The organism is Streptomyces sp. NPDC051738 (assembly GCF_044453205.1).
GTDB lineage: Bacteria > Actinomycetota > Actinomycetes > Streptomycetales > Streptomycetaceae > Streptomyces.
This window is the reverse complement of the sequence record NZ_JBITCM010000006.1, coordinates 90,853-104,742: the sequence shown is the minus strand read 5'-3', so window position 1 is coordinate 104,742 and position 13,890 is coordinate 90,853. Positions and strand designations below refer to the sequence as shown.

At 72.6% G+C, this 13,890-nt stretch carries 10 protein-coding genes and 1 pseudogene; 4 read left to right on the top strand and 7 right to left on the bottom strand.

From position 1 onward, the window contains the following. Positions 1 to 18: 18 nt before the first annotated feature. A pseudogene (locus tag ACIA8X_RS16055) lies at positions 19 to 1,313 on the top strand (glycosyl hydrolase). Positions 1,314 to 1,331: 18 nt separating this feature from the next. Here the strand turns inward: ACIA8X_RS16055 and ACIA8X_RS16050 are convergent. Then, the gene (locus ACIA8X_RS16050) at positions 1,332 to 2,819 is read right to left on the bottom strand and encodes a glycoside hydrolase family 3 N-terminal domain-containing protein (RefSeq protein WP_399458492.1); all 1,488 of its coding nucleotides are present in this window, start codon (positions 2,817 to 2,819) and stop codon (positions 1,332 to 1,334) included. Between the two features lie 130 nt (positions 2,820 to 2,949). On the opposite strand from ACIA8X_RS16050, the gene ACIA8X_RS16045 reads away from it, so the two are divergent. Together ACIA8X_RS16045 and ACIA8X_RS16040 are read left to right on the top strand one after the other, a co-directional pair. After that, the gene (locus ACIA8X_RS16045) at positions 2,950 to 3,291 is read left to right on the top strand and encodes a CU044_2847 family protein (protein ID WP_399458491.1); all 342 of its coding nucleotides are present in this window, start codon (positions 2,950 to 2,952) and stop codon (positions 3,289 to 3,291) included. A gap of 35 nt (positions 3,292 to 3,326) precedes the next feature. Next, positions 3,327 to 7,010 carry an NB-ARC domain-containing protein gene (locus tag ACIA8X_RS16040; RefSeq protein WP_399458490.1) on the top strand — a complete coding sequence of 1,228 codons (3,684 nt, stop codon included), beginning with the start codon at positions 3,327 to 3,329 and terminating at the stop codon, positions 7,008 to 7,010. 42 nt (positions 7,011 to 7,052) lie between these two features. Here the strand turns inward: ACIA8X_RS16040 and ACIA8X_RS16035 are convergent, their stop codons facing one another. Continuing rightward, positions 7,053 to 8,069 (bottom strand): ABC transporter substrate-binding protein, encoded by a 1,017-nt coding sequence (locus tag ACIA8X_RS16035; protein WP_399458489.1) that lies wholly within the window; start codon positions 8,067 to 8,069, stop codon positions 7,053 to 7,055. Between the two features lie 268 nt (positions 8,070 to 8,337). Here ACIA8X_RS16035 and ACIA8X_RS16030 point away from each other — a divergent pair, with 268 nt between their 5' ends. Next, entirely contained in the window at positions 8,338 to 9,399 is a 1,062-nt protein-coding gene (locus tag ACIA8X_RS16030) for a YbhN family protein (RefSeq protein WP_399458488.1), read from the top strand. A gap of 38 nt (positions 9,400 to 9,437) precedes the next feature. Here ACIA8X_RS16030 and ACIA8X_RS16025 read toward each other — a convergent pair whose 3' ends face one another. The 5 genes from ACIA8X_RS16025 to ACIA8X_RS16005 form a co-directional block, all read right to left on the bottom strand. Then, positions 9,438 to 10,187 (bottom strand): PP2C family protein-serine/threonine phosphatase, encoded by a 750-nt coding sequence (locus ACIA8X_RS16025; protein WP_399458487.1) that lies wholly within the window; start codon positions 10,185 to 10,187, stop codon positions 9,438 to 9,440. A gap of 176 nt (positions 10,188 to 10,363) precedes the next feature. Beyond that, positions 10,364 to 10,771 (bottom strand): peptide-methionine (R)-S-oxide reductase MsrB, encoded by a 408-nt coding sequence (gene msrB / locus ACIA8X_RS16020; protein ID WP_399458486.1) that lies wholly within the window; start codon positions 10,769 to 10,771, stop codon positions 10,364 to 10,366. A gap of 13 nt (positions 10,772 to 10,784) precedes the next feature. After that, complete coding sequence (gene murC, locus ACIA8X_RS16015; protein WP_399458485.1) at positions 10,785 to 12,173, bottom strand: UDP-N-acetylmuramate--L-alanine ligase; 1,389 nt, start codon at positions 12,171 to 12,173, stop codon at positions 10,785 to 10,787. A 141-nt stretch (positions 12,174 to 12,314) separates the two neighbouring features. Continuing rightward, the gene (locus ACIA8X_RS16010) at positions 12,315 to 12,773 is read right to left on the bottom strand and encodes an indole-3-glycerol phosphate synthase (RefSeq protein WP_399458484.1); all 459 of its coding nucleotides are present in this window, start codon (positions 12,771 to 12,773) and stop codon (positions 12,315 to 12,317) included. Between the two features lie 163 nt (positions 12,774 to 12,936). Next, positions 12,937 to 13,863 carry a pyrimidine reductase family protein gene (locus ACIA8X_RS16005; RefSeq protein WP_399458483.1) on the bottom strand — a complete coding sequence of 309 codons (927 nt, stop codon included), beginning with the start codon at positions 13,861 to 13,863 and terminating at the stop codon, positions 12,937 to 12,939. Positions 13,864 to 13,890 lie beyond the last annotated feature (27 nt).

The window sequence follows — 13,890 nt, the reverse complement described above, 5'->3', positions numbered from 1 at the left end:
GTGGTTGATACATTCGCGATGGACAAGAGCCAACGAGAGCCAACAAGACCCGAGCCCCCGGCCCCGAGCGGGCCCGGCCCGAGGAGGATCCCATCCGTACGCTCCGCTTCGGCGTCAACTACACGCCCCGCCACGGCTGGTTCCACTCCTGGCACGACTTCGACCCGGCACGCGCGCGTGCCGACCTGGACGCGATAGCCGGGCTCGGCCTCGACCACGTCCGGGTCTTCCACCTCTGGCCCCTGCTCCAGCCGAACCGCACCCTGGTCCGCACCGCCGCCGTCGACCAGCTGGCGCACCTCGTCGACCTGGCCGGCGAGGCCGGTCTCGACGTTCTGGTGGACGGCGTGCAGGGCCATCTGTCGAGCTTCGACTTCTACCCGGAGTGGACCCGCAGCTGGCACCACCGCAACGTTTTCACGGACCCGGAGGCCATCGACGCCCAGGCCACCCTCCTGCGCACCCTCGGCCGCGCCCTCGCGGGCCGCCCCCACCTCCTCGGCCTCCAGCTCGGCAACGAGCTCAACAACCTGGTCGAGCACAACCCGGTGACGGCGGACGAGGTCGACCACTACCTCGACACCCTGCTGGCCGCCGCCCGGGACGGACTCGGCGAGCACGGCGGCCTGGTCACGCACTCGGCGTACGACGCCGCCTGGTACGGCGACGACCACCCCTTCACCCCGGAGGCCTCGGCCCGCAAGGGCGACCTGACCACCGTCCACCCCTGGGTGTTCTCCGGCGACTGCGCCCGCCGCTACGGCCCCCGCTCCCCACAGGTGCACCACCTCGCCGAGTACGGCACCGAGTTGGCCAAGGCCTACGCCACCGACCCCGCCCGCCCCGTCTGGGTCCAGGAGACGGGCGCGCCCGAACCGCACATCCCGGCCGCCGACGCCCCGGCCTTTGCACGCGCCACCATCCGGAACACGGCCGAGTGCACGGGACTGTGGGGCGTGACCTGGTGGTGCTCCCACGACGTGGACCGCTCGCTGGCCGATTTCCCGGAACTGGAGTACACGCTGGGCCTGTTCGACTCCTCCGGTCACCCCAAGCCGATCGCCGAGGCCCTCGCCGAGACCGTCGCAGACCTGCGCAAGGGGAACCACCCAGCGCCGCCGCGCGACACCGCCCTGGTCCTGGACTGCACGCCTGCCACCCGGTCGGTGTCCGGGCCGGGCGGGGCGTACTTCGAGGCGTGGATGCGGTTGCGGGCGGAGGGGATCCGTCCGGCGGTGGTCCTGGCCGGGCGGGCACAGGACGCGGAGTACCTGGCGGCGCGGGGGATCAAGGAGGTCGTACGGCCGTCCTGAGCGCCGTGGGCCGGTCGCTCAGGCGCCCGTCAGCGCCTCGGCGACCGCCCGCAGGTTCACCCGCCCCCGCCCGTACGAGCACAGCGCACCGCCCTCGGGCAGTCCCGTGTCGACCAGGACCGTGTCCGCCCGCCGGGCCGACAGGGTGGCGCGCAGCCGTGCCTGCCAGGGATGCAGGCCGGCGTCGCAGGTGGCCACGACCAGCGGAGCGGAGCCGCAGCGGGCCACGATGCCCTCGACGAGGGCGTCCGGGTCCGTGCACTCCCCCGTCACCGCCGTCCCCGTCGCCGTGGGATCGACGGCACGCACCTCGGTCAGCAGGTCCTCGCCGCCCCAGTTGAGCGCGGGGTGCGGCGGCGGGAACAGGTCGACGACATGGGCGCCGCGCACGGCGGGCGGTACGCCCCGGCTCCGTACGGCGCGACGCGCGGCGGCGAGACCGGCCTCGGCGTCCCAGTCGGCGATGTCGGCGGGCGGGGTGGCATAGCGCTCGGCGAGCCGCTGTACCCGACCCGCCGCCTCCTCGATCCGCTCCCGCGCCAGCACGCCGGTCCGCAGCGCGTCGAGCACCGCGTCCCGGCAGGCCAGCGTGACGTCCAGATCCGCTACGGCGACGATGACCTGGTCGGCCCCGGCGGCGAGGGCGATGCGCGCGCCGGCCGCCTCGCCGTACTGGTCGGCGATCGCCTTCATCTCCAGGGCGTCGGTGACGAGGACGCCGTCGAAGCCGAGGTCGTGGCGGAGCAGGTCGCCCAGGACACGGCGACTGAGGGTGGCGGGGCGGTTGGGGTCGAGCGCCGGGAAGACGACATGGGCGCTCATCAGCATCGGCACCCCCGCGGCGACGGCCGCGCGGAACGGTTCGAGGTCGTCGAGCAGTTGGTCGTAGGTCCGCGGGTCGACGGCCATGCCGAGGTGGCTGTCGGTGACGGTGCCGCCGTGGCCGGGGAAGTGCTTGGCGCAGGAGGCTATGCCGCGGGCCTCGGTCGCGGTGATCCAGGCGCGCAGATGGCGGGCGGCGAGTTCGGGGTCGGCGCCGAAGGAGCGGGTGCGCACGATCGGGTTGTCCGGGCGGTGCTGGAGGTCGGCCACCGGGGCGTAGGAGGCGCTGATGCCGAGGGTGGCCAGGTGCCCGGCCAGCGCGTCGGCGCAGCGGGCGGTGAGGTTCGGGTCGTCGACGACGCCGAGGGCGTAGGAGCCGGGGACCTCGGGGGCGCCGGCTGCGACCAGGTGGCCGATGCCACCGCCCTCGTTGTCGATGGCGACGAGGAGGTCGGGGCGGATGGCGCGCAGCTCGTCCGTGAGGCGGCGCACCTGCCCCGCGTCACGGACGTTGCGGGTGAACAGGATGACCCCGCCGAGACCCCGGTCGACGAGTTCCTTGAGGGTGTCGGGCACGCTCGCGGCCCCGTCGAACCCGGCGACGAGACAGCGGTGGGCGGCTTCGTCCAGGTCGACGGGGAGTGCGGTGGTCGACCCGAGGGGGGCGTACTCGAAGAGGCTCACCCCCGCAATGCTCTGGCTCGGCAAGCCGAAAGTCAACCGTCCGATGGATGACCCATTCATCGGCCGGGACGAGGCGCCGAGAATCCTTGATCCGCGGACAGCGCGTCGGGGCGTGTGGCAGGTTGTGCGCATGACGAACCGGTTGCTCCCCGTTCGCGTGGGTGAGGTCGAACTGCTGGTCGAGACCGTGGCCGTGCCCGGCTCGGAGCCCACGTCGAGAGTGCGGGAGGCGGGACGGCAGGTCGTGGACTCCTTCGACCACGCCCGGGACGCGGTCGTGGAGATCGCGACGTCCACGGCGCAGGCCGTGGGGCGGCTCAGGGAGCGGGCGGCGGCACCCGAGCAGGTGGAAGTCGAGTTCGGATTGAAGTTTTCGGCCCAGGGGAATGTCATCGTGGCCGGCGCCTCCGCAGAGGCCTCGCTGCTGGTCCGCATGACCTACCGGACGCCGACGGAGAGCGCGCGGCCGTAGCGCACCGCAGGAACGAGTCCCGACCGGGGGGTGGGATGAGCCGTTCGCCCGGCCACGCACGCGTCTCGGGGAGTCTGGGGCGGGTCCTCACGCACGACGGCACGCCCGCGGGCACCTGCTTCCAGGTGGCGCCCGGCGTCCTCGTCACGGCCTGGCACGTGCCCGCGGATCTCGGATGCGACCGAGTCGGCGCCGAGGTACTGACGGACGCCCTCGACGGTTCGCTCGCTCCCGCTCCTTCGCGGGTGGTGGCCGTCGACGCCGTACGCGATCTGGCGGTGCTGCGCCGCGCCGAACCCCTGCGGGAGTCGGTCGCCGGATGGGCCGCGACGGACACGGTGGACCTCTTCTCCAAGGTCGTGGTCAACGGCGTCGCCGAGGTGGACGACCCCGGGCACCATTACGCGTACCTGTACGCCGTGGGCGAGTGGCGGGGCGGGACGGTACGCGACGGCGTGGCCCTGGGCAGGCTGGCGTCCCCCGACGTGATGCGCGGCATGAGCGGTGCACCCGTGGTCGGCCTGGACGACGGGCTAGTCGTCGGGGTGGTCTCCGCGCGCTACAACAGCGCCGACGGCTGGTTGGAGAACTCGGTCTGGGTCGCCAGGACCGAGGACCTCACCCGGCTGCTGGAGGACTGCGCGGTTGTCCCCGTACGGCAGCGGCTCGCGCTCGGCGACCACGTCGGCGTCGTCCGGTCCGCGGGCAGCGCCGCCGTGCTGCCCGTCGGGCGCACTCCGTCGGGAGCCGTCGGCCCCGTGGAAGCGGCCCATGAGGCGCGGCTCGTCCTCACCGCACTCGACGACTCGTGCCGTGGCGTGGGCGGGCTCGACGAGGCCGTGGAGCATCTCGTCTCCCGTACGTGCGGCACCGGTTGGGACGGGCATCAGGTCGCGGAGCTGCGCCGAAGACTCCGCCTGCGCGGCCTGGAGCCCAGGGTGCTGCTGCCGCGCCTGCCCCACCACGAGGAGGCCGTGCACCGCTGGTCGGCACCGCTGCCCGGCACGGACCCCGACCACGAGGTCTCCGTCCATGCGGCTCGCGCCTTTCTGTCCCGCCTGCGCCGGATTCTCGCCGAGGAGGTCGAGGACGGCGTCCTCGCCGAACTCTCCGCCTCCTGCCGGACCTTTCTGCACGAGGCCCTGACGGACGGGGACGCGCTCCCGCTGTCCGGCTTCCTGCACGCGCTGTCGGACCACCTGACACCCCTGCGCTCCGCGTCGGTCGAACCCGTACCGCTCGACCCCTCGGCCGTCGCGGCGCACACCGGCGACCAACGGGAGGACGGCGAGGACCGGGTCTCGTCCCCTCCCCGGCCGGTTCCGGGGCGCCCCGAACTCTCCGCCGTCGCCCGTCAGATGTGCCGGCTGCCCGCGGTCGATCCGTGCCTCGCGGGACGCGAGCAGCTGGTCGCGGGCGTCGCCGCCGCGGTCGACCGGCACATGACGCGGCACGGCACGGCGACCGCGTTCCTGTGCGGGCAGCCCGGGGTGGGCACGTCCGTCGTCGCCGTCGAGGCGGCCCGTGCGCTCACACCCGCCTTCCCCGGCGGAGTCCTCTACGTGGATCTCCACGGCCTGGTCCCGGACTCCCGCCTCAACGCCCGGACGGTGGTGCGGGTGGTTTCCGAGGCCCTGGGTATCGACCTGGGCGCCGAGGCCATGGACGACGCCCGGCTGATCGCCTCGCTGACCGCGCACCTGCACGACCGGCGCGTCCTGCTCCTCCTGGACAACGCCCGGGACGCCGCCCACGTCAGGCCGTTCGTCAAGGCTCCGGCGGGCTGCGGCGTCATCGTGACCTCACGCGACCGCGCCCAGGACTACGCGGATCGAGGACTCCTCTTCGAGGTCGGGCCGTTGGAACGCGGTGCGTCGGTCGAGGTCCTCACGCGCTGCTCGGAAGGGCGCGACCACGCGGCCGACGACGACGGGTTCACGGCAGCACTGCACCGGTTGGCGCACCTGTGCGCGGACCTGCCCCTGGCGCTGCGCATCGTCGGGGCACGCCTCGCGCAGCCTTCCGGACCGCAGCCCTCGTACCTCGTCCAGCTCCTGGAGGAGGAGTCGGCGCGCCTGGACGCCCTCGCCTACGGGGATCGTGCCGTCCGGCTGGCGATCCGGCTCAGCCACGACGCCCTGGACCCGGCCGCGCGCCGGATCCTGCGCCTGGTCACCGCGGCCCCCGGGGCGGCGGTGACCGGGGCCGAACTCGGGCACTGCCTCAGTGCTCCCGCCCTGCGCCAGGAGCTCCTGCTCAACCGGCTGGTGGATCGCAGCCTCGCCCTGAGGGACCTGGTCCGCATGCCGGCCGGGGAGCTGCTCGCGACGTTCCGCCTGTTCGACCTGGTGCGGCTGTTCGCCCTGGAGAGACTGGACGAGGACGAACCACCGGACGTCGTACGGGAGTTCCAGCGGGCCTCCGTGTCGTATCTGTCCGCCCGGCTGACGGAGATCACCAACCTGGAGCACGGGGCACAGCTGTCCGGCGAGCTCGACCCCACCCGCTTCCATGCCGCCCAGCGACTCGCGCAGAAGAACGAATGGCTGGACCTGGCCACCGACTTGGCGATCGGCCTGCATGTCCTCTACAGCGCGCGCGGCGAACTGGACGCCATCGTCGCAGTCAACGACGACCGCATCGCGCTGCATCTGCGACAGGGCCGGCCCGAGGAGGCCATGAAGGCCTGCCTGCTCAACGCCGACACGCTGCGCTCGGCCGGAGCGTCGGCCCAGGCGGCGGACGCCGCGCGCCAGGCCGCCGGGATCGCCCGGGAGTACGGGCTGACCGACCGGGTCGCCGAAGCGGAGTTCACGCTCAGCCTCATCCTGTGGGACGAGGAGAAGTGGGCCGAGTCGCTCGCGGCGGGCGAAAGGGCGGTCACGCTGCTCACCTCCGCGGGGCAGCCGGCGGCGGCCGTGCCCGTCGCGATCAACAACTGCCGCACGGCCCGCCGGGCGGAGGACACCGCCGCCGCCGTGCGGTGGGGTCGTACGGCCTCGGACCTGGCGGAACAGCGGAGCACCCCCAAGGTGCGCGCGATGGCGCTCAACGCCCACGGCATCGCCGAGGAGGAGGCGGGCAACGACACGACGGCCCTCGGTCTCTACCGCCGCGCGGCGGCCCTGTGGGAAGCGATCGGCAACCACGGCAACGCGGCTCTCGACCACGCCAACGCCGCCTACCGGGCCCAGAGCCTCGACGATCCGGCCACCGCGGTCCACCTGTTGCAGCATGCCGCCGAACTGTGGCAACGGGCCGGGAACCATCCCAGAGCCCTGGAAGCCCTCGTCGACCTGAGTTCCGTGTACGCCGCCGAGGACTCCCACCAGCAGGCCGCGCAGACACTCGCCCGCGCCGAACGCCTCGCCCTGGGCGCCGCCTCGGAGGCACCTGCCCTCCTGCGCTGCGAAGTCCTCGTACGCGTGGCGGCGGCCCGCCTCTTCGTCGACGACACGCCCAAAAGCGAGGTGACGCGGGGCGACGGCGTGGACGAGGCCGCCTCCGTGCTGTCGGAGGCGGCCGAGGACGACGAACTGGCCAGGGTTCACGGCATCCTGAGCCGCCACCGGACGGGCGACGTCACGGTCCGCGAGGCCCGGCAGAAGGTCCGTTCCCTGCTCACCACACGCGCCCGCAACCTGGCGAAGCGCGACGACCCGTGGGTGTACGAGCACTTGGGCGAGGAGGCTCCCGAACGCCGCGCGCTGGACGCTTGACCGGCACACCGTCCCCGTCGGCCGCGCCGCCGGTGCCGCCCGTCAGGCGGGCAGTCGCTCCGCTTTGCCGATGGCGGCGGCCAGCCGTTCGAGCACCGGCGCGTACCCGGCGTAGCTGTAGCGCTCCTCCATGGCCCAGGGCACGGTCTGGCCCGCCTTGACCGCGGGCAGCTGCCGCCAGGTCGCCTTCGCGGCGAGTTGCTCGGCGCTCATGGCGGACGAGCGGTTGTCGACCATGATGAGGTCCGCGTGGTACTTGTCGGTGTTCTCCCAGCTCAGGAACTCCCAGAAGCCCCACTCGTCGGACTTCTTGCCCTCGACGAACTCCACGCCGAGGTCCTTGAAGTAGTTCAGGTCGCAGTAGGAGTCGGGGACGGCGACATAGAAGTGCTCGGCGTCGCCGGTGATGGCCATGACCTTCAGCCCCTTGTTCGCCGCGGCCGCCGTGCGCAGGGTCTCGACCGCCTTGTCGAAGCGGGCTCTGCCCTCGGCCGCCTTCTTCGCGTCCAGGTCGGCGCCGAGCGCCTCGGCCAGTTCGGCGGTGCGCTTGAGCGGGTCGAGCAGGGAGGTGCGGGCGACGCTGATGCCGACGCTCGGGGCGAGCGCCTCGATCTTCTTGCGGCTCTCCTGCGGGACGTACCAGAGGTCGGGCGCCGGGAACATGTTGCTGATCAGCAGGTCGGGCTGGAGCGCGGCGTACTTCTCCACGTTGAACTGCCCCCACTCGGTGCCGAGACTCGTCAGCTTCGACACGTCCATGGCGCCGGCCTGCGGATTGGGCTTGCCGTCGACGGGGCGGGTGGGCCCGAAGACGCCGTCGCACTCCACGCCGTAGTCGTACAGCGCGGCGGCCGTGCTGACGAAGGCGACGAGGGTCTCCGGCGCCTTGTCGAGGGTGACCGTACGCCCCCGGTCGTCCTTGAAGGACCAGCGCTCGCCGTCGGCCCCACCCGACTGGTCATCGGCGCTCCCGCCCTCGCCACAGGCGGCGAACAGCGGGCCGAGCGCGAGGGCGCCGCCCGCGGTGAGCAGTCGACGGCGGGACATGACCGGTGCCATGGAAAGACCTCCCCCTGAAGACAATTAAGGGAAGGCTAACCTAATCCGGGGTGGGCGGCGGCGGGCACGGGATGCGGTGAGGGTGAAAGTGAGGGCTCGCGGGCAATATCCGTAGCAGGACCACGTCGCCCGCTCGCCGACGCCGCTTCCGCTCCCGGACACCACGGCGTCACGTCGAACGGGCACGTTTCCGTCGTCCCCTCCTGCCTCGCCCTCTAGCCGTCCACCCCGCGTCCGCGCGGGTGGGACGCGGAAGGACGACCGCGCTGTGTCCTCGCTCCCGCTCAGCGATCTCCCCGGACCGCTGCCCGCCACGGCCGCCCCCACTCCGGCCCGCTCCCCCCTCTCCCCCGTCCACCGCGGCCCCCTCTCCCCCACCCGCCGCACCCGGCTCTCCCCCGCCCGCCTCACCCGCCACGCGCTCACCCTGCTCCCGCTCCTGCTGATCGGTGCTTGGGCCGCGGCCGACTGGCGTACCGTCCGCGACGGAGCGGCCCGGCTCGCCTCCGCCGACCCGTGGTGGCTGCTCTGCGGCCTCTTCTTCACCTGCATGGGCTGGGTGGTCGCCGCGGTCGTCCGCCAGGGGGCCATTCCGGAGCGGCTGCCGCCCGGCCGGCTGCTCGCCTCGCAGTTCGCGGCCGGCGCCGCCAACCAGGTGCTGCCGGCGAGCATCGGCGCCCACGCCGTCACCCTGCGCTTCCTGCAGAGCCAGGGCATACCCCTGGCCCGGGGCACCGCCTCGCTCGCCTTGTACTCGCTGGTCAAACCGATCGCGAAGACGGCGGTGCTGCTCGGCTTCCTGGTGGCCTTCCCCGAGCTGCTGCACCTGGGCGAACTCCTCCCGGACAGGCGGACGTTGCTCCTGGTGGCCCTCGGCGTGACGGCGACCCTCGCCACGGCGGGCATCCTCGCGGCGACCGTACGCCCGCTGCGCCGCCCCCTCGTCTGCTTCGTCCGCACCGCCCTGACCGACGCCCGGATCCTGCACACCCGGCCCAGCCGCGTCCTGGCCCTCTGGGGCGGGGCGGCCGCCACCCCGCTGCTCCAGGCGAGCGTGATCGCCTCGGTCGGCTTCGCGCTCGGCCTGCCGCTGTCCTGGACGCAGGTGACCCTCGCCCTCCTCCTGGCCAGCACCGCGGTGGGCGCCGTACCGGCACCGGGCGGCATCGGCCCCGTGGACGCGGCGCTGGTGTTCATGATGGTCACCTTCGGCGCCCCGATGGGCCTGGCCGCGGCCACCGTCATCGGCTACCGCGTCCTGACGGTCTGGGTCCCCCTGCTGCCGGGCGCACTCGTACTGTCGATCATGGTCCAGCGCAAGCTCCTCTGACCCGAAGGCGCCCACGGCCGGCCACCCGCACCCGCCCCCTACTCCTCCTCCTGGACCCGCACCACCGCCACGGTGATGTTGTCGGGCCCGCCCGCCTCGATCGCGGCCTTCCACAGCTCGAAGGCCGCACGGCCGTCGTCGTGCTTGCGCAGGATCTCGTCCAGTACGTCCGTGGTGAGCGGGTCCGTCAGACCGTCCGAGCAGATGAGGAAGCGCTCGCCCGGGGCGATGGTCGCGGAGGTGACATGGGGGTGGACGGCACGGAAGGTGGGCGAGCCGCCAAGGCACTGGGTGACGAGAGCCGTGGTCTGCCCGGCCGGATGCGGCGGGCTGTCGTCGATGCTGAGCTGGCGCAGCCCGTCGGGGGAGGCCACGAAGACCTGGCTGTCGCCCACGTTGAACACGTACAGCGACTTGGGCTGTACGACGATTCCGGCGACCGTCGTCCCCATCCCGACGAGGTCGGCTCCCTGCTCACCGTCGGCGGCCTGGAACACGGCGCGATTGCAGACGTTCAGCGCCTCCCGGACGGCGACCTCGCTGGTCAGCGCCGGCCCCAAGGACGCGATCTCCCGGACGACCAGAGCACTGGCCACCTCCCCGCCGGGATGCCCGCCGAGCCCGTCGGCCACGGCGACGACGAGGGGTGTGCCGAGCGGGAAGATCATGGTCTGCGGGTTCTCGGTCACGGTGGCGCACAGCGTCCACGGTCCGACGACGAGACTGTCCTCGTTCCGCTCCCGCAGCAGCCCGGGATGGCTGATCGCACTCACTGCGACGTACGACATGGAGCGCCACCGCCTTCCCGCACCACCGGACCGACCCGTGGGCCCGACCACGGGGCCGGACCCCTCCTACGAGTCTAGGAACACCCGCATCCCCCGTGCCAGCGCGACCGGAATCCGTCCGGCCGCGCCCGCCCTGCCCGCGTCGGTCCTCCTCCGCGGTCGGTCCTCGTCGGCGGTCAGTCCTCGTCCGCCGTCAGCCGCAGCGAGATGCTGTTGATGCAGTACCGCTGATCGGTCGGCGTCGGATACCCCTCGCCCTCGAAGACATGCCCGAGATGCGACCCGCACCGCGCACACCGCACCTCGGTCCGCACCATCCCGTGCGAGCGGTCCTCGATGAGCTCCACCGCGTCGGTGTCCTTGGGGTCGTAGAAGGACGGCCAGCCGCAGTGGGACTCGAACTTGGTGGTGGAGGTGAAGAGTTCGGCGCCGCAGGCGCGGCAGGAGTAGACGCCCGTCGTCTTGGTGTTGGTGTACTCACCGGAGAAGGCGGGCTCCGTGCCGGCCTGCCGGAGGACGGCGTACTCGGCCGGGCTCAGCTGCGCGCGCCACTCCTCGTCCGGCTTTTCGACGTCGTACGACATGAATGCTTGCCCCTCACTTCGCCAGGCGGTCCAGGATGAGCGGGCCGAGGTCGGTGACATCGCCCGCTCCCATGGTGAGAACGAGATCACCGGGCTTCGCCATTCCCGCGATGAGCGCGGGCACCTCGCTCTTGTCGGGCACCGCCGTCACGTCGGCGCCGGCCGCCCGGGCCGCCTCGATGATCAGGTCGCTGGTGACGCCGGGGATCGGGTCCTCGCGGGCCGGGTAGATGTCCAGGACCAGCGAGGAGTCCGCGAGGGCGAGGGCGTCGCCCATCTCCTTGCCGAGTTCCTGGGTGCGGGAGAAGAGGTGGGGCTGGTAGGCGACCAGGATCCGGGCGTCACCGGCGGCGGCGCGCATGGCCTCCAGGTCGGCCGTCATCTCGGTCGGGTGGTGGGCGTAGGAGTCGATGACCTGGACGCCCGCGGCCTCGCCCTTCAGCTGGAGCCGCCGCTTCACGCCCGTGTAGGCCGCCAGCGCCGGGGCAAGCTCGGCGGCAGGGATGCCCAGCGCCGCGCCCGCCGCGAGGGCGGCCACCGCGTTGAGCGCGTAGTGGCGTCCGGGGACGGAGACCCCGAAGGTGAGTTCCTGGCCGTCCAACAGGACGGTGACCTGGCTCTTCAGCCCCTGCGCCAGCACGGACAGGACGCGGACGTCGGCGTCCTCCGCCTCGCCGTACGTCACCGCCCGCACGGCCCCGGACACCCGCCGGGTCAGCTCCCGCGCCCCGTCCTGGTCCGCCGAGATCACCAGGGTGCCGCCGTCGACGATCCGGTCGGCGAACGTCACGAAGGACTCGTAGATCTCGTCCATCGACGCGTAGTTGGCGTGGTGGTCCAGCTCGACGTTCAGGACGATCGCGACCTCGGGCGCGTACTTGTGGAAGCTGCGGTCCGATTCGTCCGCCTCGGCGACGAAGATGTCCCCGTCGCCGTGCAGGGCGTTCGAGCCGGGGGCGTCCAGGTCGCCGCCGATGGCGTACGACGGCTTCAGGCCCAGCTCGCTCAGGGAGACCGCCAGCATCGACGTCGTGGTCGTCTTGCCGTGCGTACCGGCGACGGCGATCGGACGCAGCCCGTCCATCAGCGCGGCGAGCGCGTCGGCACGGTGCACGACCGGGATGCCCAGCTCGGCGGCGCGGGCCAGCTCGGGGTTGTCCTGCCGGATCGCCGACGACACGACGACACAGCTGGCGTCGTCGGCGAGGTGCTCCGCCGCATGCCCGATGTGCACGGTCACGCCCAGCGCCCGCAGCGCCTCGGCGGTCCCGGACTCCTTGGCATCACTGCCGGCCACCCCGGCCCCACGCTGCGCGAGAACCTTCGCGATCCCCGACATCCCGGCCCCACCGATGCCGATGAAGTGCGGTCGGTCCATGGCGGAGGGAATGCCGGGTGCCATGCGTGTTCTCCCAGGATTGCGATACGACGATGAGGCCCCAGCCTATTGCGTGCGGGACTCTGCCCACCCAAGGGGCGCGGGGAACTGCGCGAGCAACCACAGTGCACCCGCAGCCGGCAAACTTCCTCGGCCCCTACGGCGCTACGCCTTGCTGTGCGAGAACAGCTTCAGCACCGGCACCCCCACCTTGTGCCGAGCCCTCGACGCCCAGTCCCGGTGGAAGAACTCCTCCACGTAGTGCGGGTCGGTCAACACAATGACCTCATCCGCCCCGACCTCCTCGACCACGCCCTTCAGCACGTCAAGAGGATGATCGTCGACAAGCCTCCCCTCCGCTTCACCGCCGGAGGCAGCCCGCAATGCCGTGAGCGACACCTCCAGCGCCCGCTCCCCCGTACTCATCGCCTCCTCCCCCTCCGGCGTCTTCCCCTCCCGGACGGCCTCGTCCAGCTCGCCGAGCGCGATGTCGTCGATGGCGCGCAACAGCCTGTCGGCCTGCTCGCCGCGCGGCTGGAGCAGCACGTGGAAGGCGACCTGCTCATCCCCGTGCAAGGTGGTGACGAACTCCACGTCGGCGGACGTCAGGGCCTTCTCGATCATCAAAACGCTTGTGAACACCGGGCGCCCCTTCTGCGGAAACCATCCTGCCCCGTGCTCGCACGGGGGCTGCGAGTTTTAGTGTGCCCGGCGGAAGCCAAACGGAACGGTGGATTCCGCCGTTTTCAGGACCGCGGCGCCGCTGGAACCCATGTCCGGACCAACGTCACCTCCGCCGGTACCGGCCGAACAGGAAGCCCTCCTCCTCCAGCAAGGACGCCAGCTCGAACCGTTCGGGGACCGCCACCGAGGGCCCGCCGGCGATGCGCTGGGCGTCACCGGCGGTGAGCATCGGGGAGATCGTCAGACAGAGTTCGTCGAGCACTCCGGCGGCCACCAACTGGCCGAGCAGCCGTGGCCCGCCCTCGGTCAGCAGCCGGGTGTGGCCGAGCTCGGCGAGGGCCTGGACGGCACGGACGGGGTCCACCCCGACGCCGTCACCGGCGATGACCACCCGCGCGCCCGCCTTCTCCGCGGCCGCGATCCGGTCCGGGGCCGCGGCGGCGCCGGTGAGGACGAGGGTGGGCACGAGGGGGGAGGTGAAGAGCGGCAGGCTGTAGTCCAGGTCCAGGCTCGCGCTCACCACCGCGATGGCCGGCGCGGGCCCCTGTCCGGCGACCCGGCGCGCCTCCGCGAACTCCGCACGCGCGCGTGCCGGACGGTACCCCTCCTGGCGTACCGTTTCGGCACCCACGATCACCACATCCGCCAGCGCCCGCAGCGTGCCGAAGATCCGCATGTCGGCCGCACAGGAGATGGGCTGCGAACGCCCGTCGTGCTGGGCGGCCCCGTCCAGCGTGGACACCATGTTGGCCCGCAACCAGGGCTGCCGACCGCCGGGCCCCTGCCGGGGGTAGGCATAGGCGACGGCAAGCTCGGCAAGGCTCCACTCCCGGTCGACGAGATCGGCGCCGGGGCGGGTTACCCCACCGCCGTCCGCGGGGCCGCCGTTCCCGGCCGGCCCACCCGCAGCACCCCCACCGGGCTCACCAACCGCAGGCCCCCCTTCGACAACTCCGAACCCGTCGTCCCCGGCCAAACCGCCGGAGGCCCTCGCTGCTGTTTCGTCGGTCACAGGGAACAGGCGTCGCATGTCATGGAGTGTGGCACGGCGATTAGC